A 24,749-nucleotide genomic window follows, 5' to 3' on the forward strand; every position below is an offset into this window, starting at 1 on the left:
CCACGCCAGCTTCCAGGGCGCCGAGGGCTATTTCTCCGCGCGCATGAAGATGGCCCAGACCTCGGACGTCGTCGCCGTGGTCAAGTCCGGCGGCAAGCTCTACAGCGCCCGGCAGAACATCAAGGTGACGGTGGGTGGGTGTGGGGGCTGAGGTTTCACCAGGATTGATGAACGTAATATTAATGATTGAGGAATGATTCAATGGCCGATCGCAAAATGAAGATGCGCACCCGTTTGCAGGATGGCGTGGTGGAGTTGCAGGTGTTGATTACGCACCCGATGGAAACCGGGCTGCGCACCGACAAGAACACCAACACTAAAATCCCGCCGCATTTCATCCAGAAGGTGAACGTCGAACTCAACGGCAAGGTGGTCGTGGTATTAAATACAGGCACCGGCCTTTCCGAAGACCCGCTGCTCGGATTCCGGCTCAAGGGCGCCAAGAACAGCGACAAGCTGAAAATCTTCTGGAGCGACAACCTGGGCGAGTCCGGCACGCTCGAGGGGATCGTGGACATTTCGTGAGGCAGTGCCGTGTTCCATCAGTAAAAAACCGCCCGAAGGGGCGGTTTTTATGCACGTGGCTTGCCTGAAGGTGATATTTATTTATTGATATGTTTTGGCCACGATCCCCGCGGCCAGCAGGGCCGAGCCGTAGGCGGCGTGTTTTGAACGCGCCTTTTCCATTTTGACCCGTAAAATACGCTCGCGGATGCGCTCCCAGGCCGGATTCTTGGCGCCGCCACCGGCGGTATAAACCGTCGTGATCGCCGGTGCACCCAGCTTTTCCAGCAGTTTGTAACCCTGCGCCTCGATGCGCCCGATGCCCTCGAGCATTCCCTGAAAGAAGGTGATGCTGTTGCCGGGCAGCGGTTCGAGCCGTGGCATCATTTCCGGGTTGTTGACCGGGAAACGCTCGCCGATATCCGGCAGTGGATAGTAATCCAGCTCGGTGAAGTTTTCCGGATCGAGCAACGGCGTCATTTCCTGCATTTGTTCGACCTTGAAGTATTGCAACAACACCGCGCCGCCGCTGTTCGAGGCGCCACCCGCGAGCCAGTACTTGCCGAGGCGGTGACTGTAGATGCCGTGCTCCAGCGAGAACACCGGTTTGTCCGACAACAGTTTCAGCACCAGCGTCGTGCCGAGCACCGTCACCGCGTGTCCGGGTTCGGTGGCTCCGGCGGCGAGGAATGCCGCCACGCCATCGGTGGTTCCGGCCAGGACCTGAGTGTCGGCGGGCAACCCGAAATTTTTGGCGATGTCGGCGCTGACGGTTTCCAGCGGCTCGCCCGGCACATGCACTTCCGGCAGCAGCGTGACATTCAGCCCCAGTTTGTTGACCCACTTGGGCCAGGCCATTTTCTCGGCATCGAATCCGAGCTTGAGACAATTGTTGTAATCACTGTGGCCGTAACGGCCGGTCAGCCTGCCGCTGATCCAGTCGGACTGATGCAAAGCATGAGTGGCGCGCTTGTCGAGCTTGCGCTCGTGCAACCACAGGAGTTTCGCGAGACTGCTGCCGGCTCCTTGGGCGCCGGAGTTTGTGTCGGCCAGCGTGGCGATTGTATCGGCCTGTTCCACTGCGCGCCGATCGTTATACATGATGGCCGGCGTGACCGGATTGCCCTTGTTGTCGCTCAGGAGCAGAGTGCCGGAGGTGCCGTCCACCGCGAGTGCCCGCACCCGCGCCGGGTCGATCTCCTTCAGCAGATTCTGCAGGCAGCCGCTCACGGCCTTCCACCACACTGTCGGGTCCTGCGTGACCTGGTCGTCTTTTCGCAGCGGGGCGGCAATCGGCGCGCTCATTTCAGCCTTGATCGTGCCGCTAGCGTCCACGGCGATGGCGCGGCAGCCGGTGGTGCCGAGATCAATGCCGATGTAGAGCCCATCCTGACGCACTACCGGTTCCGGCGGGGCTGGCTCGATGATGGTCGCCGCTGTTGGCGGCGGTTCCGACCGGTGGGTACGTCGCAACATGCGGAAGCGGTTGCTCGCCGGTGGCGCGGGCGCGGCCGGAACGGCGGGTTCAGTTAACGGAACCGGGTTGCGGGGTTTCGGCGGAGTCGCGACTGGGGCGGCGGGTTCAGCTAAAGGTACCGGATCGCGAGGTTTTGGCGCAGTTGCGACCGAGACGGCGGGAGCTTTCGCCGGTGTCGCGGCTGGGGCTTCCCTCGCCGGCAGTTCCTGGATCTCGCGCGGCAGATCGGCAGGCGGTGGCGGTGGAGAATTCCAGCCGCTTTGGCGGTGCACGACCTCGACGGTGGTGTAGAGGCCGCCGCGGACGTTGAATTTGGCCCGCAGGCGCATGTATCGCGGCTGCAGGACGGCCACGAGATCGCTCAGGATCCGGTTGGTCACGTCCTCGTGGAAATGCCCTTCATGGCGGTAGGACCAGATGTAGAGCTTGAGCGACTTGAGCTCCACGCACAGCCGGTCCGGGACGTATTCGAGGCTCAGGGTGGCGAAGTCCGGCTGGCCGGTCTTCGGGCACAGACAAGTGAACTCCGGGGATTCGATCTCGATGATATAATCCCGCCCCGGATGCGGATTGGGGAAGGTATCCAGATTTTTGCTGGGCTGTGTCGACATTTCCTTGGCTGGCAAGTGTTTGGAATATCGGTAAAATTGTAGCCTAATTTTCACCGGCGGACAGGAACGTAGATCACGCGAAATGCGGCTTAAAACCATCAAGCTTTCCGGCTTCAAGTCGTTTGTCGAACCCATCACGATTCCCATTTCCGGCGACCTGATCGGCATCATCGGCCCGAACGGTTGCGGAAAATCCAACATCATCGACGCGGTGCGCTGGGTCATGGGCGAAATGTCCGCCAAGAACCTGCGCGGCGATTCCATGGCCGACGTCATTTTCAACGGTTCCAATTCGCGCAAGCCGGTGGCCGCGGCCGCCGTTGAACTCGTCTTCGACAACAGCGATGGGACGGCCGGCGGCCAGTACGCCAGTTACGCCGAAATCGCCATCCGCCGCGAGGCCGGGCGCGACGGCCAATCCGATTATTTTCTCAACCGCACCAAGTGCCGGCGCAAGGACATCACCGACATTTTCCTCGGCACCGGCCTGGGACCGCGCGCCTACTCGATCATCGAGCAAGGCATGGTGACGCGCATCATCGAGGCCAAGCCCGAGGATCTGCGCGGCTTCATCGAGGAAGCCGCGGGTATTTCGAAATACAAGGAACGCCGGCGCGAGACCGAAAGCCGCATCAAGCACACGCGCGAGAATCTCACGCGCGTGGAAGACATCCGCAAGGAACTCGAGACGCAGTTGTCGAAACTGCAAAGGCAGTCCAAGGCCGCCGCGCGCTACAAGGAACTGAAACAGGAAGAGCGCCTCGTGAAGGCGCAACTGCTGGCACTGCGCTGGCTCGAGCTCGACCAGAAGCTGCACGCACACGATCGCGAAATCGCGGCGCTGCAGAACGCGCTCGACCTGGCGCTGGCGCGGCAGCATGGCATCGAAGCCGAGATCGAAAAAATCCGCTCCCAGCAGACCGAGGCGATGGACAGCTTCAACGCGGTGCAGGCGGAGTTCTATTCCGTGGGCGCCGAGGTCTCGCGCCTCGAGCAGGCCATTCAGCACGCGCGCGAGACGCGCGAGAACCAGTTGCGCGAACAGGAACAGATCAACCGCGCGTGGGGGGAGGCAAGCGCCCATCTGCAGGCGGACGTGACGCGCATGGATGAAATGCAGCGCCGGCTCGACGAACTGGCGCCGCAAGTGGAGGAGCATGTCCGCGCGCGCGACGCGGCGGTCGGAAATCGCGGCCAGTCCGAGCGCACCATGCAGGACTGGCAAACCGAATGGGAGTCGTTCAGCGCGATGGCCGCCGAACCGGCCAAGGTGCGCGATGTCCAGAACGCCCGCATCCTGCAGCTGCAACAGCATCTCGAGCAACTGCGGCAGCGCCAGGCGCGTCTTGAACAGGAGGCGGCAACCATCGCCGCGGAACTGGATAAAGAACCCGCCGGCGCCCTGCAAACGCAGGTGGCCGAGTTGGATGAGGCGTGCGAGTCGAAAGAACGCTCGATCGCCGAGATCGAGGCACGTCTGCGCGAGACGCGCGACCGGCGCGATGAACTCGACGATGAACTGGCCGAGGTGCGCGGGCAGAAACAGAACAGCGAGGCGCGCCTGGCTTCATTGCGCGAGCTGCAGGCGGCCGCGCAAGGCGAGAGCGACGCGACGCTGGGCGAATGGCTGCGCGGTCAGGGTCTCGACAAGGCCCCGCGGTTGGCGCGCCTGCTCAAGGTCGAATCCGGCTGGGAGAAGGCCGTCGAACGCGTGCTCGGCATCAACCTCGGCGCCGTGTGCGTGCCGCAGATGGGGCAGGTTGCGACGGCGACCTCAGGCTTCAACCAGTCACAAGTTTCCTTTATCGAACTCGGCACGTCGTCCGCGCATCAACCGTCCGCGCGCGCGGCCTTGATCGACAAGGTGCGCGGCGACATCGATCTCGCGCCGCTGCTCGAGGGAGTCTATGTCACCGAGTCGCTGGAACAGGCGCTGGTGATGCGCGCCGCGCTCGCCACGCGCGAGTCCATCGTCACGCGCGATGGCGCCTGGCTGGGCCGCAACTGGCTGAGTCTGGGGCACGAGCAAGGCGCACGCGCCGGATGGCTGTTGCGCGAGCGTGAAATCGAAACCTTGCAATCCGAGCTGTCCGGATTGCAGGACAAGCTCGGCAACCTCCAGGCCGAACTCGCCGCGATGGACACACAGTTGCAGGATCTCGAAGACGAACGCGACGAGCTCAGCCGCGACCTGAATGAAAACAATCGCGAACGCGCGCGCCTGCGCGAGCAACTGGGTCACAAGCAGGCGCGGCTGTCGCAGCTCGAATCCCGCCGCGCGCAGATCGGGCACGAACAGCAGGAAATCACCGAGCAGCTCAACCGCGATCAGGCCGAAGTCACGGCGGCGGGCGATCTGCTGCACCGGGCCGAAGCCACCGGCGGTGAACATGAACAGCGGCGCACGCAGTTACAGCAGCAGCGCCAGGCGTTGCAGGACGCGGTGGAACAGACGCGCACGCAGGAGACCGAGGCGCGCGACCGCCTGCATCGCCTCGAGATCGAGCGCGAGACGCTGCAGGCCTCGTTCGACGGCACGCGCAGCAGTCATGCGCGCCTCGAAAGCCAGTTACAGCAGCTCATCGCGCGGCGCGAACAACTGACGCTGGTACTGTCGGACGCACAAGACCCCACGCCCGGTTACCGCCAGCAGCTGGATGAATTTCTGCAAAAGCGCCTGGGCATCGAAGAGCGCCTCAACGCCGCGCGCCAGGGCGTGACCGATCTCGAGACGCATCTGCGCGAGCAGGAACAGGCGCGGACCCAGGAAGAACGGCAGGTTTCCGAGGTGCGCGAGAAGCACGAGGGCGAGCGCATCGTACGGCAGGAGCTGGTGGTGCGGCGCGACACTTTCGCCGATCAGCTGCGCGAAACCGGCTTCGAGATCGAGCCGCTGCGCCAGGAGCTGCCGCCCGAGGCGACCGAGCTGGAATGGGCCGCGCGCCTGGAGCAGGTCACGGCGCGCATCGAGCGCCTCGGACCGATCAACCTGGTCGCGATCGAGGAATTCGAGGAAGCGAGCACGCGCAAGAACTATCTCGACAGGCAGTACGAGGATTTGTCCCAGGCGCTGTCCACGCTGGAAGAGGCGATCCGCAAGATCGACCGCGAGACGCGCACGCGCTTCAAGGAGACCTTCGACCAGGTCAACGAGTATTTCCAGAGCTTCTTCCCGCAGCTTTTCGGCGGCGGCAGCGCGCACCTCGAGATGACGGACAACGACCTGCTCGAAACCGGCGTCGGCGTCATGGCGCGTCCGCCGGGCAAGCGCAACAGCACGATCCACCTGCTCTCCGGCGGTGAGAAGGCGTTGACCGCGGTGGCGTTGGTGTTCGCCATCTTCCAGCTCAATCCCGCGCCGTTCTGCCTGCTCGACGAGGTGGACGCGCCGCTCGACGACGCCAACGTGATCCGCTATTGCGAAACCCTGAAAACGCTGTCGCAGAAGACCCAGCTGGTCTACATCACGCACAACAAGATCAGCATGGAAATGGCGGACGTCCTGATCGGCGTCACCATGTCCGAGCCGGGCGTCTCGCGCCTGGTGACGGTGGACGTGGATCAGGCCATGGAGATGGTCGCGCAGTAATGAACCTGCAGTATGCCCTGCTCTTCATCGGAATCGTCATCGTCGCTATTGTTGCCCTGACCACCTACGACATGGCGCGCCTGCGCCGTCCGCGCCCGCGGCCGGACGAGCCCGTCGGTGAATTTCACGAAGACGAAACATCCGCGCGTCCCAGCGTGCTGAGCGCCACGCGCGAGCACGGCAGTGAAAAGGTGCTGCGCTCCGACGTCGAGGTGGCCGCGCGGGAAGTTCCGCGGAACGAGCTCCTGCGCAAGGAGATCCGGCACCTGGAAGAGGTGGCGACCATGCCGCTCGACCTCACGGCCGGGCTTCGTCGTTCGGGACGCGGCGCGGCCGAGCCCGGCAGGGAATATCTGTCCGATGAAAAAATCGATTTCGTCATTCAGCTTCCGGGCGAGCAGCCGGTGGCGCGCGACGCGGCGCTCGGTATCTTCAAACAGCATGAATACAAGCTGAACAAGGCGCGACATCTTTACGGCCAACATTACCGCACCGAGCACTGGTCGGACCTGCAACTCGATTCGTCCAGAACGCAGTACGGTGACATCACGCTCGCCATCCAGCTGGTCGATCCCAAGGGTCCGGTCGATGAATCGGAGCTCACCACCTTCACCGAGATCGGCCTGCAACTGGCGGATGCGCTGCATCGCCCCACGAAGCTGCCACTGACCTTCGAGCAGGGGCTGGCGCGCGCCCGGGAGCTGCAAGAATTCTGCGACACCTATGACGTGATCGCCGGCATTCACATCGTGCCGAACGCCGATCCCGCGTTTCCGGGTCGCGCCATTGAAATGGCGGCGCGTCACGCGGGCATGGAACTCGGCGCGATGAATATCTTTCACATGAAGAATACCGTCGCTCCCGGCAGCCGTTTTCTTTTCAGCCTGGCGAATCTCGACGAGTTGAGCACGTTCGATCCCGCGGCCCTGGACAGTTTCGAGACGCCCGGACTCACGCTGTTCATGAGCGTGCCCTGCGCGTACCACCCGGGCGCGCTGTTCGGCAAGATGGTGGCGACGGCCAGGGAAATCGCCGATACGCTGGGCGGAAAGCTCCAGGACCAGAATCGCCGCCCGCTCACCGACAAGGGCATCGCGGTGATTCACCACCAGATCGAGGACATCGAGGAAAAGATGCGCGCCTTCGGCATTCCCCCGGGAAGCGAAACGGCGCTCAAGCTGTTCAACGAAGCCGCGACCTTATGAGTAGTGCGGACAAGCTGCGCAAACGCGCGGAAGAGCTTCGCAAAGAGATCAATTACCACAACTACCGCTACTACGTCCTCGACGATCCCGTCGTCTCCGACGCGCAATACGATAAACTGCTGCGTGAGTTGCAGCAGATCGAATCCGAACATCCCGGGCTGATTACGCCCGATTCGCCCACCCGGCGCGTCGGCGCGGCGCCGTTGTCCGAGTTCGGCGAGGTGCGCCATAAAATCCCGATGACCTCGATGGATAACGCCTTCGATGACGCGGAGGCGCGCGAGTGGGACCAACGCGTGCGCAAGAGTATCGAGATCGAAGGTAAAGTTGCCTACACCGCCGAACCAAAATTTGACGGCACCTCGGTGAGCCTGCGCTACGAGAACGGCGTGCTGATGCAGGTTGGCACGCGCGGCGACGGCAGCACCGGCGAGGACGTGACGGCAAATGTGCGCACCATCAAGACCGTGCCGCTGCATCTGCAAGGCAAAGGTTGGCCTAAGGTGGTGGAGGTGCGCGGCGAAGTCGTCATTCCGAAAAAGGAATTCGAGCGTCTCAACGCCGAACAACTGAAGCAGGGTGCCAAGATATTCGCCAACCCGCGCAATGCTGCCGCAGGTTCGCTGCGCCAGCTTGACACGCGCGTGACCGCCGCGCGTCCGTTGAGTTTTTTCCCCTGGGGATTGGGCGAGGTTTCCGAACCCGTGGCGCGGCGCTATTCAGAAGTGTCGAAGCATTTAAGGGATTGGGGTTTTCGTGTCACCGAATTTTTCCGCGTGGTAAACGGCGTGGACGAGTGTCTCAAGTATTATCAGGAAATCCTCGCCAAACGCGACAAGCTGCCGTTCGAAATCGACGGCGTGGTGTACAAGGTGGACGACCTGCGCGCGCGCGATCAACTGGGCTACACCGCGCGCGCGCCGCGCTGGGCCGTCGCGCACAAGCTGCCGGCGCAGGAAGAAACCACGGTCGTCGAGGAAATCATGGCCTCGGTCGGGCGGACCGGCGTAATCACGCCGGTGGCGGTGTTGAAACCGGTGCAGGTGAGCGGCGTCACCGTGACGCACGCGACTTTGCACAACCAGGACGAGGTTGATCGCAAGGACGTGCGCGTCGGCGACACCGTGATCGTACGACGCGCGGGTGATGTCATTCCCGAGGTCGTGGGCGTCATCAAGGATAAGCGCCCGCGTGGTGCACGCAAGTGGCACACGCCGGACAAGTGCCCTGTGTGCGGCTCGCAGGTGATCCGCGAGGAAGAGGAGGCGGCGCACCGCTGCATGGGCGGGCTCGTGTGTTCCGCGCAGCGTATGGGCGCGATTCTGCATTTCGCCTCGCGCCACGCCATGGACATCGAGGGCCTGGGCGACAAGCTGGTGCAGCAGTTGGTGGATAAGGACATGGTGAAAACCGTGGCCGATATCTACCGCCTCAAGCATGACGAGCTGGCCGATCTTGAACGCATGGCCGAGAAATCAGCGCAGAATCTTCTCGACCAGATCAAAAAGAGCAAGAACACCACCTTTGCGCGTTTCCTGCACGCGCTTGGCATCCCGCAAGTGGGCGAAGCCACGGCGCAACTGCTCGCCGATCAGTTCGGTTCGATGGATGATATCCTGGACGCCGATCGGGAAACGCTGGAACAGATACACGGTATCGGACCGGCCATGGCCGAGGACATTTCCAGTTTCTTCCACGAAAAGCACAACCGCGGCGTGATTCGCGATCTGCTCAAGGCCGGCATTCACTGGCCCAAGCCTGCACGCGTCAAAAAATCCTCCGCGCTCGCGGGCAAGACCTTTGTTCTTACGGGTGGGCTCAGCACCATGACACGTGACGAAGCTAAGCGCAGGCTGCAAGAATTAGGCGCCAAGATCGCCGGCAGTGTCTCGAAGAAAACTGATTACGTGATTGTCGGCGAAGAGCCCGGCTCGAAGGCGGACAAAGCAGCAGAACTTGGAGTAACGATGTTGGATGAGAAAGAGTTTCTTAAGCTGCTTGGGTAATGAGTATCATCGCTGGTATTCTGATGCACTAAAAGATGCTAATAGCTTGATTCTACAAATATCAAATTTTATCAATGCCGAAAAGCTTCGTTTAAACGGAACTTTTCGGCGGTCGAATTATAGTTAGGCGAAAACTAATGGTATCCGTAAAGAAAATCTTAGTACCTATAGCTACTGGCTGGATCTTTCTTATCATAGAGCAGGCCGTATACACTTTTGTCATACCACATGGTCCGCACTTTGCACCGGAAATTGGTAAATTCGGATCTTTCATGTTCTTTTCGGCATTTCTCTCGCTTGGCTATCTGGCAGCCTCTGCGGTTTCTGAATCACTCCTATTCAGGCGAGGTGAAAACTCTAGGATTCCGTCCGGCGTCTTTGGTCAGTCCATAATATTTTCGGTAATGGCAACGGTATTTACGGTTGTACTTCTTCAATCCGACCTGAATGAACTCGCGCCAGTATTTTTATTCTTCTTACTTCCCGGCGCAGTAAATGTAGTTATAAGACATCGTTTATCAGCCGCCACTGTGCCTAACACGAATTAAAGGGGCCAGGCTCAAATTCACGAGCCCGTAGGTTGGCCTTGGCACAGGCCCGCAAAATCCTCGCTGGAATGTGGGGTAATTAGTCGCCCATGAAGCCAAGGTTGATGTTCATCAAAACGCGTGGAGAATAGTGCGTGTATGAAATTGACTTCAGGATGCCGAAAGGAGGTCGAGCCATGACCAGTCTATTAGATGCGATCAAGGAAGCCGAAAGTGAAACCGCTAAGGATGCCAGGTTCCCTCACGCGTCGGCCGACTGGACGCGCGAGCTAGCCGTCAAGACCGCGCAGCGGGAAGGACTCAAGCTCGGCGAGGATCACTGGGAAGCCGTGCGCGCGTTGCAGCAGTACTACGCCAAGCACGAGGAGATCACCATCAACATGCGCGAGCTGCACGACGCGCTGGATGAGAAGTTTCACGGGAAAGGCGGCATGAAGTACCTCTATCAGCTTTTTCCGGCCGGTCCGGTGGCGCAGGGTTGCCTCATTGCCGGGCTCAAGGCGCCGGCGGGAGCCACCGACAAGAGCTTCGGCAGCGTGGTTTAGGCGCGATTTCCACGGGAGCTTAGCCGCAGGCCTGGTGTCGGGTTGCGCTCAGCCCGGCTTGCGCGCCTATTCCTGGCTGCGAGGACCTGATTAAAATAAGATCGCCGCAGGCGACATCAATGGATATATATCCAATTTTTGAAATCACGCGCATCGCGCACGCGATATTCCGGTCATGACTGCCGCCGCGCTGGCGCTCACGGCGGCGGTACTGATGCATGTCGCGTGGAACCTGCTGGCGCGCGCCAGTCATCCCGACAGTCGATTTCTGTGGTGGGCGCTGGTCGGTTATCTCGTCATCCTCGGGCCGTGGTCGTTGTATGCGCTCGTGACAGAAGCCCATTGGTCGTACTCTCTCGCCGGCCTGCTGGTCATCTCGGCGCTGGCCAACAGCGTTTACTTTCTCGTGCTGGGCGCGGCCTATCGGCACGCGCCGGTGGCGCTGGTGTATCCCATCGCGCGTAGTTCGCCCTTGCTGATCGCCGTCTGGAGCAGTCTGTTTTTTGGCGAGGTGATCGCCGCGGGAGGATGGATCGGCATACTCGTTTCCGTTGGCGGTTTATTGCTGATGGCGGCGAGCGCCAGGCATGGCGACAGCCGCCGGGCGCTGCTCTGGGCCGTGATCGCGGCCCTGGCCACGAGCGTTTACTCGCTGAGCAACAAGTTGGCCGTGCCGAGTCTGCCGACGTATGGCGCGCAGCTCGGACTCGTGAGCACCGATCTGTTCGCCTCGTTCGTCGCACTCAGTATCGAGCAGCGCGTGCGTCTCGGCCGCTGGCGTCCATCGGCGATGCCACCGATTACCCGCTGGCTGCCGGCCGGGCTTTTCATCGGCAATGCCTACGGACTGGTGATTTTCGCCATGCAATATCTTTCCGCTGCGTACGCGGTGGCGTTCACCAATGCTGGTATCGTGCTCGCGGGACTGTTGTCGATCCTTGTATTCGGAGAACGCGAGCGCTGGCGCACAAGGCTCGCGGCCATTGCCATCATTACGGTCGGGCTTGGGGTGTTGGCGTTTTCCGCCTGACGCCGAAAATTATTTATCCAGCAGCTCGAAGTACATCAGCAACGAACGCTGGATGAACAGATCGTTGTCGTCGCTGACAATGAAAAAGCGGTTGCCACGGTGTCTCGCCAGGCCTTCAAAGTTGTCGATTTGATGTTTTTTGCCGCTGTCGAATGTAACGACGGTTTCAACCGGCACGGATTCCGTGGATGATGCGTCCGGCGACAGTGTTGCGATCCTGAGGAATACTTCGAGACGGCCGAAGCTACCTTTGAAGTTGCTTTCCAGCACCATTACCCGGTTTTTGCCAAGACATTCCAGCGCGGATATACGATTGTTTTCCGGCAGCGGATAGAACCAGGATTTGCCGTCGAGATTAAAGATGCGCGTGTAGCCCTGGCGCTCTCCCTTGAGCGGGACTTCGGGCACGGTAAGAATGCCCAGTTTTGAATCGACACACACCGACTCCAGCATCTTGTTGGAGTCTTGGTACATCCGGGCGTCGTTGAGAGGCGCAGGCAGGGGATATTCGCTGATGGCGTAGCCATCGGGTCGGTAACGCACGATGCGTGGAAAGCGTTCAAAGCTGATAATCAGTTCCGCATCGCCCTTGCGCCCGTTGCGTCCGTTCAGAATATCCAGTCCCTCGGAATCGCCGCGCGTCCCCTTCAGCGGCTTGCCACTGCCGAGTTCACGCAGGTGGACCGCCTTGAGGAGTTTCAGGCCCGTCAGCACGCCGTTTTCGAATACCGGTTGCAGATGGAACAGAAACCCCTTGTCGGAGATGGCATACAGGATGCCGTCGTCATCATCCCAGGCGAGACCGGAGAGCTGCGAGAAGCGCATCCCGTCCACCTTTGGATTCGGCAATTGCAGCATGCCGAGGAAACGGATGTGGTCTATGCGGTCGCCGACTTTTATGTTTTCGGACAGCGCGATGGACCGGGTTTCCAGTTCAGTCGGAGTGTCAGCATACCCACCGGCCGATATCGCCAGGATGGCGATCGCGATGAGTCCTGTTTTGAGGAAATGTCTCTCCATGGAGAAATTCTAGACGGAAAAAATCGCCGGGAACGATTTTTGACAGCGGAGCTCCGCGACGCTGGCCCCGAAAGGGCGAGCCACAGGGGCGAGGCGGAATAAGGTAAGCGCCCGGCGGGCGCTTACCCCGCCAAGCGGGCTCGCCATGGATGGCGAGCCCTGGCTTTCGAGCGAAGCAGGACGCGCAGCGATGAAAGTGGCGAGCAAAAAAACCCATCCCGCATTCGGCGGGATGGGTCGGTCATGACCGTCTCAGTTGACCGTGATCTTGGCCTTGCCCTTGATGTCCTTGAGCAGGTTGTTGATCTTGTCGTCCTGCATCTTGCGGTAGATATTGGCGCGCGCGTGCTGATCCGCCATGAACTGCTCGAAGGTCGGGATCTTGAGCGGACGAGTGTCTTCCACCTTGATGATGTGCCAGCCGAAGTCGGATTTTACCGGCTCGTCCGAAATCGCACCCTTGTTCATCTTAATAAGGGCGTTGAAGAACTCGGGGACGACCATGCCCTGATTGATCCAGCCGAGCTCGCCGCCGTTCTTGCCGCTCTGCGCATCCATGGATTTGTCTTTGGCGAGCTTGTCGAACTTCGCGCCTTTTTTCAGCTGCGCGATGATGTCCTTGGCATCGCTTTCCTCCTTCACGAGGATGTGACGCACCTTGTATTCGGTCTTGTGCGTGTTCTCCACTTCCTGCTCGAAGCGCTTCTTGACGTCGTCTTCGGAGATCGGGTTGTCCCGCAGCAGATTGCGTTTGACGGCCTGCGCCAGGATTTCCTCGCGCACGCGCTTCATGAGAGAACCGACTTCGGGGTCCTGATCGATCTTGTTGCTCACGGCGTATTGCGCGAGCAGCATCTTGTCGATCATCTCATCGAGCACGATCTTCTTTTCCTTGTCCTTGTCCGCGATCGGACCGACCTGCTGCTGGCGGATCTGCAAATAGCCCTGATAGTCCGTGTCCATGATGTTGTCGCCGTTGACGGTGGCTATGATCTTGGCGGCAGGCTTGGCCTCTTCCTTCTTGGTCTGGTCGCTGGGCTTTTTGTCGCAGCCGGCGGCGAGCAGGCCCGCCGCGGCCAGTAACACGATGAGGGATGTGCGTAGGGTTGACATGGATTTTCCTTGGTTACGGTTGGTGGTTTGACTGACGGATTCGTTCAGAGCTCGTCCGGTGTGAACGCCTGGATGCTGAGCGCATGAATTTCCTTTTTCATCATGTCGCCCAGCGCCTGGTAAATCATCTGATGCCGCTGCACAGGGTTCTTGCCCTGAAACGTCGGCGAGACGATGGTGACGGCGAAATGCCCGCCGCCGCTTTTCGCGCCTTCGTGCCCGGCATGCAGGCGGCTGTCATCGCGCACCTCGATTTTCTGGGGCGTGAAGGCTTCGCGCAAGCGGTTTTCGATCAGCGTGACACGTTCCATTTTAGGGCAACACCTTGCGAAACGGTTTGATGTTGACGCTGGCAAAAACACCTGCTGCGACATAGGGATCGGCCTTGGCCCAGGTCTGCGCGTCCTCGAGCGAATCGAACTCGGCGACGATCAGACTGCCGGTGAACCCGGCGGGGCCGGGGTCGTTGCTGTCCACCGCCGGGTAGGGGCCGGCGAGCAGCAGGCGGCCTTCGTCCTGAAGTTGCTGCAGGCGCGCCACATGCGCCGCGCGCACGGACAGCCGGCGTTCGAGGCTGTCTTCGGTATCGGTGCCGTTAATGACGTACCACATCATTTATTTTGCCGTCCTGTCGACGGCCGATTCACCGTTTTCCGGTTTGTGCTGCATATGCCTGGCCATGAAGAAGGCCTGTCCCACGACGAAGAGCAGCGTCAATCCCAGCAGTCCGAAGACCTTGAAGTTGACCCAGATGCTGCGTCGCGTATCGGCGTCGAGATCGAGGCCGTAGAAAAACGCCACGTAAATATTCACCGCGCCGAGCACCGTGAAGAAAATTCCCCAGCTCAGATTGAGACGTTTCCATACCGGCGTCGGCAGCGTGACCTGCGCCGACATCATGCGCTCGATGATGGTTTTCTTTCCGAACCACTGGCTGGCGAGCATGAGCGCCGCGAGTATCCAATAGACCAGCGTGGGCTTCCACTTGATGAAGGTGTCGTCGTGCAACGCCAGCGTCAGACCGCCGAAGACGCCAATGACGGTGAGCGTGATCAGGTGCATGGTCTCGAAGCGGCGGTGCTTGAGCCAGAAGAGTCCGGTTTGCAGGAATGACGCGGCGATCGCCACGGCGGTGGCGACATAGATGTCGTAGAACTTGAAGGCCGCGAAGAACAGCAGCAGCGGGAACAGATCGTAAAGGAATTTCATCGTACAGGCAGTGACAAAAGGAGCGCTATTTTCGCATCCCGCCTCAAAAGCGGCAAGGACGCACTTTGGGGCCAGGGAAGCTTGGATTAAGCCATTCCGTTCGCCCCGAGGCCGTTCGTGCTTCGACAAGATCACTACGAACGGACTTAATCCGAGCTTGCCTAGTGCATCCGGGGCCGCGTCCAGAGGTCGAAAAAGCGTCCCATGACCTGCCGCACCGGTTGAGGGTAGTTAAGCGCCTCCATCTGCTGCATGCCTTCGGCGAAGAAAGCGGCGGCATCTTCCGGCAGATAACGCACCAGATCCTCGAAAACCTTTTCCATGAGTTCCGGGTTGTGCGTGCGAGTCGCGACGATGCCGCGGTTCAGGTGCAGGACACGCCACGGCCGGCCGGGATTGGTTTTTTCCAGGTCCTCCTTGATGAGGCTGGCGCTGGCGTGTATCACGCGGCCCATGAAATGGGTTATCGGCTCGAGCGACGCCGGGTCATGCATGCGGTTGGAAAAATTGGCGAGCGCATTGACCACCGGATCGAGCGCGCGAATCTGGCCCTCGTGGCGCATGATCCAGTCGGCCGCCGCCAGTATCACGATTTCGAGATCCGTCCGCGGCACGGGCATGTTGAGCTGACCCGCCCAGGCGATGAGGTCGGTGAGCAGCGTTACGCCGTAATCGCCGAGTTGGGTGGCGTCTTCCTTGGCGATAGGCCCGACTTCGCCTTCCTCCCGGTCGATCCGGGCGATAATCGCCAGAAACTGCTCGATGGCTTCCGCCAATTGTCCCGGCGTGACCTGATTAGTTTCGGCCGGACGCCGTGCTTCATAAGTGTCAATAATATCCCTCGCCGCGTGTTCGAAACGCAGTTCCGCTTCGGCAAGGCTGGGTGGCAGGGTGGTGATCATCGGCATTCCTGTAACTGTAAAGTATAACCCGTTTATTCATGATATCCTGTTTGCGATATGAGCAATACCAATACAGCTTCTGCTGCTTCATCCATGCGGCGTTTCGATTTGCATACACACAGTCTGCAATCGGATGGAACCCTCACGCCGGCGGAACTGGTGACGCGGGCACGTGCGGCCGGCGTGGACGTGTTGGCGCTGACCGACCATGACGTGACCGATGGCATTGCCGAGGCGCGGATCACGGCAGACCGGGTTGGCATCACGCTGATCGCGGGCGTTGAAATTTCCGTCACGTGGCAGAGCCAGACGGTGCATATCGTCGGTCTTAATATCGATACCGCGGACCACGTCTTGCAGCAGGGCCTTGCGCGCCTGCGCGAGTTCCGCCAATGGCGCGCGGTGGAAATCGGCCGCCGGTTGCAGAAAAAAAGAATCGAGGGCGCCTACGAAGGCGCGCGACGTCTGGCGAAAGGGACAATCGTTTCGCGCACGCATTTTGCGCGTTTTCTCGTCGAGCAGGGTTATGTCCGCGGCATGCAGCAGGCTTTCAAGCAGTTTCTTTCGAGCGGAAAGCCTGGCCACGTGCCCGGCCAATGGGCCACGCTCGATGAGGCGGTGAGCTGGATTCGTTCCGCGGGCGGTCAGGCCGTGGTAGCCCATCCGGCGCGTTATAAACTGAGCGCCGGCAAATTGCTGCGGTTATTCGGCGAATTCCGCGAATGCGGCGGTGCGGCGATTGAAGTGATTTCCGGCAGTCATCCGCCGGAGGCCACTCAGCACTTGGCGCGCATCGCCGCCGAGCAGGATTTTCTCGCCTCGGCCGGGTCCGATTATCACGGTCCGGAAAAAACCTGGATGGATCTCGGAAGGCTGCCAGCATTGCCGGATGGCTGTGTTCCCGTCTGGCGGAATTGGGAAATGACCGGATTGGCCACGCACGAGGTTGTGGCAGAAAGCTTGTCCTAGGGCGACATGGCCCAGTATTTTCAAATACACCCGACGCACCCGCAGCCGCGTCTGATCAAGCGGGCGGTGGACATCGTGCGCGCCGGCGGGGTGATCGCGTATCCCACCGATTCGAGCTATGCGCTCGGTTGCCATATCGGCGACAAGGCGGCCATGGAACGCATCCGCCGTATCCGCCGCGTGGATCAAAATCACAATTTCACGCTCGTGTGCCGCGATCTTTCCGAGGTGGCGCAGTACGCGCGCGTGAGCAACGCCGACTACCGCCTGCTCAAGGCCAACACGCCTGGGCCGTATACCTTCATCCTGCCGGCCACGCGCGAGGTACCGCGCCGCTTGCAGCATCCCAAGCGCAAAACCATCGGATTGCGTGTGCCGGACCACGTCGTTGCCCAGGCCCTGCTCGCCGAGCTGAATGAACCGCTGATGAGCTCCACGCTGATTCTGCCGGGCGAGGAATTGCCCCTGAGCGATCCGGAGGAAATTCGCCGCCGGCTTGAGCACGACGTGGACCTGGTGGTGGACGGCGGATTTTGCGGGCTCGAACCGACCACCGTGGTCGAGATCGAGGGCGGCCGGGCGAGCGTGGCGCGGCAGGGCAAAGGGGACAATGCCCGCTTTACAGTCTGAAAAATTACCCAAAACTAAGCAGATAAAGGAAAATTTCACGTTTTATGCGCTGGACGCTCCTGATATACTCCGCGACCGATGCCTGATCTAAGCACCCCCCAGCTGGTGGCCGTCGCTTTTCTGCCCCTGCTTTTCGCCATTACGGTTCACGAGGTTGCCCACGGGTGGGTGGCCAAGAAGTTCGGTGATCCCACGGCACAGCGACTTGGCCGTCTGACCCTCAATCCCCTCAAACATATCGACCCAGTAGGCACGATATTGGTCCCGGGGTTGTTGCTATTGCTCGGGGGGTTTGTCTTCGGATGGGCCAAGCCGGTCCCGGTTACCTGGGAGAATCTCCGTCACCCCAAACGCGACATGGCGATCGTGGCGGCTGCTGGTCCGGGTGCAAATTTGGTGATGGCAGTTTTCTGGGCTGTGATAGCACGTATCGGCGTACAGCTGGGTCCACAGTCCTGGGCCGGTCTGCCGATGCAATACATGGGATTATTTGGTATAGAAATCAATGCAGTGTTTATGGTACTTAATCTTATTCCTATGCCGCCACTGGATGGTGGCAGGGTGGCTGTAGGTCTGCTGCCGGGTCCTTGGGCCTGGCAACTGTCACGACTCGAGCCTTTCGGGTTTTTCATTCTCCTGGCCTTGCTCGCGACGGGCATACTGGGTGCCATCATCGGTCCACCCATCCACATGGTTGAGCGTCTTGTGACCCTGATCGTGGGGTTACGATGAGCACGGTCCTTCCCGGCCAGTCGATGCGGGTTTTGTCCGGCATGCGCCCCACGGGGCGGCTGCACCTTGGGCACTATCACGGGGTACTGAAGAATTGGGTCAAGCTCCAATCTGAATACGAGTGCTTCTTCTTCGTGGCTGACTGGCATGCTCTGACCACTCATTACGAAGACCCTCAAATCATCCATGAAAGCGTTTGGGATATGGTGGTGGACTGGCTGGCGGCCGGGGTGGACCCGAATAATGCCACCCTGTTTATCCAGTCCCGTATTCCGGCACACGCCGAACTCCATGTCCTGCTATCGATGATCACGCCCTTGTCTTGGCTGGAGCGCGTGCCGTCTTACAAGGATCAGCAGCTCCAGCTGGGAGACCGGGATCTTTCGACATATGGTTTTCTGGGCTACCCGCTGTTGCAAAGCGCAGATATCCTTATATATCGTGCGGGTATAGTGCCGGTGGGCGAAGATCAGGTGGCCCATGTGGAGCTCACACGCGAGGTCGCGCGTCGCTTCAATCACCTCTACGGGCGGGAGCCGGGTTACGAACAACGCGCCGAAGAAGCCATCAAGAAAATGGGCAAGAAAAACGCCAAGCTGTATCGCGATCTGCGTACGGCCTATATGGAGCAGGGTGACCGTGAGGCGTTGGAGACGGCGCATGCTCTGCTTGAGCGGCAGAAGAACATCGCCCTGGGTGACAAGGAAAGGCTGTTTGGCTTTCTGGAAGGAGGAGGCAAGATCATTCTCCCCGAGCCCCAGACCATGCTGACCCACGCGCCCAAGATGCCGGGGCTCGATGGCCGCAAGATGTCCAAGTCTTATGACAATGTCATCAGTCTGCGCGAACCACCGGCGGATGTGGAAAAGAAGCTCCGCACCATGCCCACCGACCCGGCGCGCGTGCATCGTACCGACCCGGGAAACCCGGACAAATGCCCGGTGTGGGATTTTCATCTCGTCTACTCGGACCAGGAAAAGAAGGACTGGGTGCAAAACGGCTGCCGTTCGGCGAAAATTGGCTGCCTTGAATGCAAACAGCCCATCATTGATGCCGTGCTGGCAGAGCTGAAGCCAATGCAGGAACGCATCGCGGAATTTTCGCGTGATCCGCTGGCAGTGAAGAGCATCATCGCCGACGGCAACAAGCGTGCGCAGGAGGCGGCGGAAGCCACCCTGGTCGAAGTCCGCGCCGCCATTGGACTGGGATACAACGGATGAGCACACCGACCGACACGGAATCGCCACTTGCCGTTACGCTTGCCGTCATCCGTGGCGAGACGCTCACCAAGCTGCCGGAAGATTTGTACATCCCGCCGGATGCGTTGGAGGTTTTCCTCGAAACTTTCTCGGGTCCGCTCGATCTGCTTCTGTATCTTATCCGCAAGCAGAATCTCGATATCCTGGATATTCCCATCGCCGAAGTCACGCGCCAGTACATGGGCTACGTCGAGCTGATGCAAACCGTGAAACTGGAGCTTGCCGCGGAGTACCTGGTCATGGCCGCGATGCTGGCGGAAATAAAATCGCGCATGCTCCTGCCGCGGCCGGCCAGCGAGGGAGAAGAGGCCGACCCGCGCGCCGAACTGATACGTCGCCTCCAGGAATATGAACGTTACCGCACCGCCGCCGAGTCCCTGGACCAGATGCCGCGGGTGGGGCGCGAGGTGCATCTGGTGGTCATCGAAAACGATCACCCGCCCGTCAAGCGTATCGAGCCGAATGTCAGCTTGTTCGATCTTCTGGACGCTTTCAAAGAGGTGCTTGTGCGTGCCGAACTTTACCGGCATCATCGTGTTCAGCTGGAACCGCTGTCGGTACGTGAACGCATGACCCGGATACTGGCGAAGATCAATAGTGAGGCGTTTGTGAGTTTCGAGGAAATGTTCGACCTGAACGAGGGCCGGCGCGGTTTGGTGGTGACCTTCATGGCGATTCTCGAACTCCTGAAGGAATCGCTGGTGGTTGTCGTCCAGCAGGAACCTTTTGCACCCATTCATCTCAAGGCGGCGGCCTGATGAGCGATTCAAACGCAGAACTGAAGAATATCATCGAGGCGGCGCTGCTGGTCGCGGGACAGCCGCTGACCATCGACAAGATGTTGACCATGTTCCCGTCCGAATCGCCACCGACACGCGAGGAAATCCGCGATGCCATCAGCCAGCTGGAAGAGGAATACGCCGAGCGCGTGGTTGAGCTGAAGCAGATCGACCGTGCCTGGCGTATTCAGACCCGCGATAAATACGCACCCTGGATCACCCGGCTGGCCGAAGAGCGTCCCGCGCGCTATTCGCGCGCGCTGCTCGAGACTCTGGCCATCATCGCTTACCGCCAGCCGGTGACGCGTGGCGATATCGAGGATGTTCGCGGCGTGTCCGTGAGCACCGACATCATCAAGACGCTGCTGGGGCGCGAGTGGATCCGCCAGGTAGGCATACGCAATGTTCCGGGACGTCCCGCCCTTTACGGCACCACGCGTGAGTTCCTCGAGCATTTCAACTTGAAGAGCCTGGAAGAGTTGCCGCCGCTTTCGGCTCTGCGCGACCTAGACGTCATCAGCAATGAATTGAACCTGCGTCTGGACCTGGAACCGGGCGCGGAGACATCGTCCTCCGCCGCCATGACCGCTTCTGACGGGGAATCGCACGACGAGGCACAAGACGTGCCGGAGCCGGCGACCTTGATCGAGGTCCGCTCGGCCGAGCGTGAGTGACCGGGGCGTCCCCGCCGGGGAAAAGCTGGTCGCTCTCGGCATCCTGCCTCCCGCGACATTCGCACATCCCTGTGCATCACAAAAGCTGTGGTAGGTGAACGGTTACAAAAGGTGTTGGCGCGCGCCGGCTGGGGCTCCCGACGGCAAATCGAGCGCTGGATCGAAGAAGGCCGCATCACCGTGGACGGCAAGCCCGCCACGCTCGGCGCGCGAGTCACTCCGGATCAGACCCTCAGTGTTGACGGACGAAAGGTCCCGACGCATGCCTTCCAAGCCAAGCCGCGTCTCCTGATTTACCACAAGCCGGTGGGCGAGGTCTGCACGCGTTCCGATCCGCAGGGCCGGCCGACGGTCTTCGAAAAACTTCCCAAGCTGCGTGGCGCGCGCTGGATCAACATCGGCCGCTTGGATTACAACACCTCCGGCCTGCTGTTGTTCACGACGGACGGCGAGCTGGCCAACCACCTGACGCATCCGTCTCACGAGATTGAGCGCGAGTATGCCGTGCGCGTGCTCGGCAAGGTGAGCGACGAAATGCTCGCGCGACTGAAAGTAGACGTGATGCTGGAAGACGGTCCGGCGCATTTTATTTCCATCGTCGATGCCGGCGGCGCCGGCGCGAATCACTGGTACCACGTGGTATTGAAGGAAGGACGCAACCGCGAAGTGCGCCGGTTGTGGGAGGCCGTGGGCATCAAGGTGAGCCGGCTGATGCGCATTCGTTTCGGTCCCGTCCATCTCCCGTCGCATTTCCATACCGGACGCACGCTTGAGATGGATGATGAATCCGCCGCGGCCCTGTATGATTTTGTCGGCTTGAAATTGCCAACGCCTCCGAAACGGAACCTGTCCAGACCTCTCAAGCCGCGCGGCAAGGGCCGTCCACAGCATGGACCCGGTATCTCACGGGCGCATCAAGGCGCGCGGCACAAGCGAACGGTGCGCCGGCCTTAAAAAGCCGCTTTCTCCATTTCAAGATAAATCTGGCCCGCGTTGCGCCCGGCCAAGAGCTCGTAGTTGGAGAGATACTTGAACCTGGATTAACCAATCCTTTCCTCCGCATCGTATCGCCTTCGCTCGTGTCGAATGATTTTTTGATTTCCTTGCGCGGATAAACCAGCTAATCGCGCGTCCATGCGTGTTTGTCGAAGGCATGCACACCCGCAGGCAGAGTGGCTGCTCGCGAAAATTATTTAATGTCATAAACGTTACAATATTGTAGAATACTCGACATGATAAATTACGTTGAGCCCCTGTGGTCAATGCTGGTAATCAGCCTTCCCGGCCGCAGCGCCACGCCGCGTATGCGGATATGGCGCGCATTAAAGAGCCTGGGGGCGGTGGTGCTGCGCGACGGTGTTTATCTGCTGCCGCACAGCGAATCGGCTGCAAGGTCCTTGCGGGAACAGGCCAAGGCGGTGAGGGCTTCCGGCGGCGATGCCCATGTGCTCACCTTCACCAGTACCGACCAGCAACAGGCAGAGCATTTTCGAAAATTATTTGATCGCACCGCCGATTACGCACGGCTTATCGAGGCGATCCGGAAAGGTAAATCCGGCCTCACGAAGAAGCGCGCAGGATCAGTTTCGCGCCATTTGAAAAAAATCCGTCGCGAGTTTGAAGCCGTGGCGGCGACTGATCATTTCACTGGGCCGGCAAAAGAACAGGTTCAGCTGCTATTGTCCCAAACCGAGGTGGCGGTCACTGCCTTGCTCTCGCCGGGCGAGCCGCATGCCGCGGCACGAGAAATCCTCCGTCTCAATAAAACCGGTTATCAGAACCGCTCGTGGGCGACGCGCACCCGTCCCTGGGTGGATCGCCTGGCCTCGGCCTGGCTGATCCGGCGCTTCATCGATCCCAAGGCGCGTTTCATCTGGCTGAAGGATCCGAAGGATTGTCCGGCCGATACGCTCGGATTCGATTTTGACAACGCGACGTTCACGCATGTCGGTGCGCGCGTAACGTTTGAAGTACTGCTCACCAGCTTTGGTCTGGAAGAAAATGCGGCGCTCACGCGCATGGGTGCGCTGGTGCATTATCTCGACGTGGGTGGCGTGCCGGTGGCGGAGGCCGCCGGGCTGGAGATGATTCTGAATGGCGTACGCAAACAATACGTCGATGATGACAAGCTGCTCAAGGAGGCGAGCAGGTCTTTTGATTTTTTATACGCCTCGTACACCGAAGAATAAACTATTCGGAGAAAATTTATGTCCACTGTTTCAAAAGCGCATGACACGACCAAACCGCCGGAACCGGTTTCTTTTGGCGAAGCATCCCGCTACTGGCTGAAACTGGGATTCATCAGTTTCGGCGGGCCCACCGGCCAGATCAGCATGATGCATCAGGAGCTGGTTGAACGACGTCGTTGGATATCGGAGCATCGTTTCCTGCATGCGCTCAACTACTGCATGGTACTGCCGGGTCCGGAGGCACAGCAGCTGGCGACTTACATCGGCTGGCTCATGCACGGGACCTGGGGCGGTATCGTCGCTGGCGCGCTGTTCGTCTTGCCATCGTTATTTGTGTTGATTGCTCTGACCTGGGTTTATCTTGTTTTTGGTAATATACCGGCGGTGGCGGGTATTCTTTACGGCTTTAAACCGGCCGTGACAGCGATTGTCGTATTCGCGGCCTACCGCATAGGTTCACGCGCGCTGAAAAATGCCGCGCTTTGGGCCGTGGCGGCGGCAGCCTTCGTCGCGTTCTTTGCGTTCAACGTGCCGTTCCCGTACATCGTGCTGGGGGCCGGCATCATCGGTTATATCGGTGGGCGCATCATGCCGGATAAGTTCAGGACGGGCGGACATCACGGCGATGGCAATAAAAGCTACGGTTCGGCGCTGATTGACGATCATACGCCACCACCGGAGCACGCGCGCTTCAAGTGGACGCGGGTAATCACTTATTCCATGATCGCTCTTGCCATCTGGACAGGCGTCGAGGGCACGTTGTTCGCCCTGTACGGTTGGCAGGGCACGCTCACGCAGATGGGCTGGTTCTTCACGAAGGCCGCGCTCCTGACCTTCGGTGGCGCCTACGCGGTGTTGCCGTACGTCTATCAGGGCGGCGTGGAGCAATACCAGTGGCTTACCGGCCCGCAGATGATCGATGGTCTCGCGCTCGGCGAAACCACTCCCGGACCACTTATTATGGTGGTGGCTTTCGTCGGGTTTATCGGCAGCTGGTCCAAGGAGGTGTTCGGGCCGGACATGCTGGCGACAGCCGGTATCGCCGGGGCAAGCGTCGCCACGTACTTTACATTCCTGCCGTCGTTTCTGTTTATTCTGTTGGGCGCACCGGCGGTGGAGGCAACCCGCGGCGATATCAAATTCACCTCGCCGCTGACCGGCATTACCGCCGCCGTCGTCGGCGTGATCCTGAACCTCGCCGTGTTCTTCGCCTACCACGTGTTGTGGCCACAGGGCATCATCCTGCCGTTGAGTGTGCAAACCCTGTTCGGCGGCTTCGAGTGGTTCTCCGCGCTGATCGGTGTGCTTGCCTTTATCGCGTTGTGGCGTTTCAAGATTGGAATCATCCCGGTGATCCTCGCCTGCGGCGCGGCGGGACTTGCCTTCACATTGATCAAACCGCTGACAGGCGTGTAAGGAGGGTGTCATGGCTTATGAAATGAAACCGCTGTCGTGCAATCCCGCGAAGCTCAAGGGACTGTCGGAGAAGCTGATCATCAGTCACCACGAAAACAACTATGGCGGGGCGGTCAAGCGTCTCAACGCGATCGCGGCGCAGTGGCAGGCGCTGGATGTCGCGAGCGCACCGGTGTTCGTGATCAACGGCCTCAAACGTGAAGAGCTGATTGCCGCCAATTCCATGATCTTGCATGAACTCTACTTCGACAGCCTGGGCGGAGACGGGCAGGCGCAAGGCGCGTTGCACTCCGTGCTTGCCCGCGACTTTGGCAGTGCCGAGCGCTGGCAGGCCGAGTTCAG

The 24,749-nt window shown here is 60.1% G+C and carries 24 protein-coding genes and 1 pseudogene; 18 read left to right on the forward strand and 7 right to left on the reverse strand.

Features of this window, described 5'->3' with window-relative positions; genetic code table 11:
• Positions 1–151, forward strand: a 151-nt coding sequence (locus tag ACC569_RS07890) for a thiosulfate oxidation carrier protein SoxY (RefSeq protein WP_372521830.1), incomplete at its 5' end; no start/stop codon positions are given.
• A gap of 50 nt (positions 152–201) precedes the next feature.
• Positions 202–525: a thiosulfate oxidation carrier complex protein SoxZ gene (gene soxZ / locus ACC569_RS07895; RefSeq protein ID WP_372522966.1), complete on the forward strand. Its 324-nt coding sequence runs from the start codon at positions 202–204 to the stop codon at positions 523–525.
• 81 nt (positions 526–606) lie between these two features.
• Here the strand turns inward: soxZ and queF are convergent, their stop codons facing one another.
• Positions 607–2,592: a preQ(1) synthase gene (gene queF, locus ACC569_RS07900; protein ID WP_372522967.1), complete on the reverse strand. Its 1,986-nt coding sequence runs from the start codon at positions 2,590–2,592 to the stop codon at positions 607–609.
• Between the two features lie 82 nt (positions 2,593–2,674).
• Between queF and smc the strand changes: the two genes are divergently transcribed.
• The 6 genes from smc (at position 2,675) to ACC569_RS07930 (ending at position 11,515) form a co-directional block, all read left to right on the forward strand.
• Positions 2,675–6,181 carry a chromosome segregation protein SMC gene (smc, locus tag ACC569_RS07905; RefSeq protein WP_372522968.1) on the forward strand — a complete coding sequence of 1,169 codons (3,507 nt, stop codon included), beginning with the start codon at positions 2,675–2,677 and terminating at the stop codon, positions 6,179–6,181.
• Positions 6,181–7,386 (forward strand): cell division protein ZipA C-terminal FtsZ-binding domain-containing protein, encoded by a 1,206-nt coding sequence (locus tag ACC569_RS07910; protein ID WP_372522969.1) that lies wholly within the window; start codon positions 6,181–6,183, stop codon positions 7,384–7,386. The genes smc and ACC569_RS07910 overlap by 1 nt, the downstream gene beginning before the upstream one ends.
• Positions 7,383–9,392, forward strand: a complete 2,010-nt coding sequence (gene ligA, locus ACC569_RS07915) for an NAD-dependent DNA ligase LigA (RefSeq protein ID WP_372522970.1) — start codon at positions 7,383–7,385, stop codon at positions 9,390–9,392. The genes ACC569_RS07910 and ligA overlap by 4 nt, the downstream gene beginning before the upstream one ends.
• Positions 9,393–9,529: 137 nt before the next feature.
• Positions 9,530–9,940, forward strand: a complete 411-nt coding sequence (locus ACC569_RS07920) for a hypothetical protein (protein WP_372522971.1) — start codon at positions 9,530–9,532, stop codon at positions 9,938–9,940.
• Between the two features lie 176 nt (positions 9,941–10,116).
• Entirely contained in the window at positions 10,117–10,485 is a 369-nt protein-coding gene (locus ACC569_RS07925) for a TusE/DsrC/DsvC family sulfur relay protein (protein WP_372522972.1), read from the forward strand.
• A gap of 175 nt (positions 10,486–10,660) precedes the next feature.
• Positions 10,661–11,515, forward strand: a complete 855-nt coding sequence (locus ACC569_RS07930) for an EamA family transporter (protein ID WP_372522973.1) — start codon at positions 10,661–10,663, stop codon at positions 11,513–11,515.
• A gap of 9 nt (positions 11,516–11,524) precedes the next feature.
• Here the strand turns inward: ACC569_RS07930 and ACC569_RS07935 are convergent, their stop codons facing one another.
• The 6 genes from ACC569_RS07935 to ACC569_RS07960 all read right to left on the reverse strand — a co-directional run bounded on the left by ACC569_RS07935 (position 11,525) and on the right by ACC569_RS07960 (position 15,759).
• Positions 11,525–12,535: an esterase-like activity of phytase family protein gene (locus tag ACC569_RS07935; RefSeq protein WP_372522974.1), complete on the reverse strand. Its 1,011-nt coding sequence runs from the start codon at positions 12,533–12,535 to the stop codon at positions 11,525–11,527.
• Positions 12,536–12,787: 252 nt separating this feature from the next.
• The gene (locus ACC569_RS07940; RefSeq protein WP_372522975.1) at positions 12,788–13,648 is read right to left on the reverse strand and encodes a peptidylprolyl isomerase; all 861 of its coding nucleotides are present in this window, start codon (positions 13,646–13,648) and stop codon (positions 12,788–12,790) included.
• Between the two features lie 44 nt (positions 13,649–13,692).
• Positions 13,693–13,959: a BolA family protein gene (locus ACC569_RS07945; RefSeq protein WP_372522976.1), complete on the reverse strand. Its 267-nt coding sequence runs from the start codon at positions 13,957–13,959 to the stop codon at positions 13,693–13,695.
• Position 13,960: 1 nt separating this feature from the next.
• Positions 13,961–14,260 carry a YciI family protein gene (locus ACC569_RS07950; RefSeq protein WP_372522988.1) on the reverse strand — a complete coding sequence of 100 codons (300 nt, stop codon included), beginning with the start codon at positions 14,258–14,260 and terminating at the stop codon, positions 13,961–13,963.
• A 3-nt stretch (positions 14,261–14,263) separates the two neighbouring features.
• The gene (locus tag ACC569_RS07955; RefSeq protein WP_372522977.1) at positions 14,264–14,857 is read right to left on the reverse strand and encodes a septation protein A; all 594 of its coding nucleotides are present in this window, start codon (positions 14,855–14,857) and stop codon (positions 14,264–14,266) included.
• 161 nt (positions 14,858–15,018) lie between these two features.
• A complete protein-coding gene (locus ACC569_RS07960; RefSeq protein WP_372522978.1) occupies positions 15,019–15,759 on the reverse strand; it encodes a hypothetical protein in 741 nt (246 codons plus the stop codon).
• Between the two features lie 93 nt (positions 15,760–15,852).
• Between ACC569_RS07960 and ACC569_RS07965 the strand changes: the two genes are divergently transcribed.
• The 10 genes and pseudogenes from ACC569_RS07965 to ACC569_RS08010 all read left to right on the forward strand — a co-directional run.
• On the forward strand, positions 15,853–16,728 hold the full coding sequence (locus ACC569_RS07965; protein WP_372522979.1) for a PHP domain-containing protein: 876 nt from the start codon (positions 15,853–15,855) through the stop codon (positions 16,726–16,728).
• A 6-nt stretch (positions 16,729–16,734) separates the two neighbouring features.
• Positions 16,735–17,358, forward strand: coding sequence for an L-threonylcarbamoyladenylate synthase (locus ACC569_RS07970; protein ID WP_372522980.1), 624 nt, complete (start codon positions 16,735–16,737; stop codon positions 17,356–17,358).
• Between the two features lie 78 nt (positions 17,359–17,436).
• A complete protein-coding gene (locus tag ACC569_RS07975; protein WP_372522981.1) occupies positions 17,437–18,090 on the forward strand; it encodes a site-2 protease family protein in 654 nt (217 codons plus the stop codon).
• The gene (locus tag ACC569_RS07980; protein ID WP_372522982.1) at positions 18,087–19,310 is read left to right on the forward strand and encodes a tryptophan--tRNA ligase; all 1,224 of its coding nucleotides are present in this window, start codon (positions 18,087–18,089) and stop codon (positions 19,308–19,310) included. The genes ACC569_RS07975 and ACC569_RS07980 overlap by 4 nt, the downstream gene beginning before the upstream one ends.
• Positions 19,307–20,107: a ScpA family protein gene (locus ACC569_RS07985; RefSeq protein WP_372522983.1), complete on the forward strand. Its 801-nt coding sequence runs from the start codon at positions 19,307–19,309 to the stop codon at positions 20,105–20,107. Before ACC569_RS07980 ends, ACC569_RS07985 begins: the two co-directional genes overlap by 4 nt.
• Entirely contained in the window at positions 20,107–20,802 is a 696-nt protein-coding gene (scpB, locus tag ACC569_RS07990) for an SMC-Scp complex subunit ScpB (RefSeq protein ID WP_372522984.1), read from the forward strand. Before ACC569_RS07985 ends, scpB begins: the two co-directional genes overlap by 1 nt.
• 111 nt (positions 20,803–20,913) lie before the next feature.
• The gene (gene rluB, locus ACC569_RS07995) at positions 20,914–21,756 is read left to right on the forward strand and encodes a 23S rRNA pseudouridine(2605) synthase RluB (protein WP_372522985.1); all 843 of its coding nucleotides are present in this window, start codon (positions 20,914–20,916) and stop codon (positions 21,754–21,756) included.
• Between the two features lie 278 nt (positions 21,757–22,034).
• Entirely contained in the window at positions 22,035–22,991 is a 957-nt protein-coding gene (locus ACC569_RS08000; protein ID WP_372522986.1) for a chromate resistance protein ChrB domain-containing protein, read from the forward strand.
• A gap of 18 nt (positions 22,992–23,009) precedes the next feature.
• A complete protein-coding gene (chrA, locus tag ACC569_RS08005) occupies positions 23,010–24,407 on the forward strand; it encodes a chromate efflux transporter (protein WP_372522987.1) in 1,398 nt (465 codons plus the stop codon).
• 10 nt (positions 24,408–24,417) lie between these two features.
• A pseudogene (locus ACC569_RS08010) lies at positions 24,418–24,749 on the forward strand (superoxide dismutase); the annotation flags it as partial.

Origin of the sequence: Sulfuricaulis sp., from assembly GCF_041499725.1 — a bacterium.
Taxonomy (GTDB): Bacteria; Pseudomonadota; Gammaproteobacteria; order Acidiferrobacterales; family Sulfurifustaceae; genus Sulfuricaulis.

What these genes read in the sequence shown, in the direction of transcription:
- ACC569_RS07960 (WP_372522978.1), bottom strand. Translation starts at nt 15,759, where the DNA reads ATGATCACCACCCTGCCACCCAGCCTTGCCGAAGCGGAACTGCGTTTC.
- ACC569_RS07930 (WP_372522973.1), top strand. Translation starts at nt 10,661, where the DNA reads ATGACTGCCGCCGCGCTGGCGCTCACGGCGGCGGTACTGATGCATGTC.
- ligA (WP_372522970.1), top strand. Translation starts at nt 7,383, where the DNA reads ATGAGTAGTGCGGACAAGCTGCGCAAACGCGCGGAAGAGCTTCGCAAA.
- ACC569_RS07950 (WP_372522988.1), bottom strand. Translation starts at nt 14,260, where the DNA reads ATGTGGTACGTCATTAACGGCACCGATACCGAAGACAGCCTCGAACGC.
- ACC569_RS07945 (WP_372522976.1), bottom strand. Translation starts at nt 13,959, where the DNA reads ATGGAACGTGTCACGCTGATCGAAAACCGCTTGCGCGAAGCCTTCACG.
- ACC569_RS07935 (WP_372522974.1), bottom strand. Translation starts at nt 12,535, where the DNA reads ATGGAGAGACATTTCCTCAAAACAGGACTCATCGCGATCGCCATCCTG.
- smc (WP_372522968.1), top strand. Translation starts at nt 2,675, where the DNA reads ATGCGGCTTAAAACCATCAAGCTTTCCGGCTTCAAGTCGTTTGTCGAA.
- ACC569_RS07975 (WP_372522981.1), top strand. Translation starts at nt 17,437, where the DNA reads ATGCCTGATCTAAGCACCCCCCAGCTGGTGGCCGTCGCTTTTCTGCCC.
- queF (WP_372522967.1), bottom strand. Translation starts at nt 2,592, where the DNA reads ATGTCGACACAGCCCAGCAAAAATCTGGATACCTTCCCCAATCCGCAT.
- ACC569_RS07970 (WP_372522980.1), top strand. Translation starts at nt 16,735, where the DNA reads ATGGCCCAGTATTTTCAAATACACCCGACGCACCCGCAGCCGCGTCTG.
- soxZ (WP_372522966.1), top strand. Translation starts at nt 202, where the DNA reads ATGGCCGATCGCAAAATGAAGATGCGCACCCGTTTGCAGGATGGCGTG.
- ACC569_RS07965 (WP_372522979.1), top strand. Translation starts at nt 15,853, where the DNA reads ATGCGGCGTTTCGATTTGCATACACACAGTCTGCAATCGGATGGAACC.
- ACC569_RS07955 (WP_372522977.1), bottom strand. Translation starts at nt 14,857, where the DNA reads ATGAAATTCCTTTACGATCTGTTCCCGCTGCTGCTGTTCTTCGCGGCC.
- chrA (WP_372522987.1), top strand. Translation starts at nt 23,010, where the DNA reads ATGTCCACTGTTTCAAAAGCGCATGACACGACCAAACCGCCGGAACCG.
- ACC569_RS07910 (WP_372522969.1), top strand. Translation starts at nt 6,181, where the DNA reads ATGAACCTGCAGTATGCCCTGCTCTTCATCGGAATCGTCATCGTCGCT.
- ACC569_RS07980 (WP_372522982.1), top strand. Translation starts at nt 18,087, where the DNA reads ATGAGCACGGTCCTTCCCGGCCAGTCGATGCGGGTTTTGTCCGGCATG.
- ACC569_RS07985 (WP_372522983.1), top strand. Translation starts at nt 19,307, where the DNA reads ATGAGCACACCGACCGACACGGAATCGCCACTTGCCGTTACGCTTGCC.
- scpB (WP_372522984.1), top strand. Translation starts at nt 20,107, where the DNA reads ATGAGCGATTCAAACGCAGAACTGAAGAATATCATCGAGGCGGCGCTG.
- ACC569_RS07940 (WP_372522975.1), bottom strand. Translation starts at nt 13,648, where the DNA reads ATGTCAACCCTACGCACATCCCTCATCGTGTTACTGGCCGCGGCGGGC.
- ACC569_RS08000 (WP_372522986.1), top strand. Translation starts at nt 22,035, where the DNA reads ATGATAAATTACGTTGAGCCCCTGTGGTCAATGCTGGTAATCAGCCTT.
- ACC569_RS07920 (WP_372522971.1), top strand. Translation starts at nt 9,530, where the DNA reads ATGGTATCCGTAAAGAAAATCTTAGTACCTATAGCTACTGGCTGGATC.
- ACC569_RS07925 (WP_372522972.1), top strand. Translation starts at nt 10,117, where the DNA reads ATGACCAGTCTATTAGATGCGATCAAGGAAGCCGAAAGTGAAACCGCT.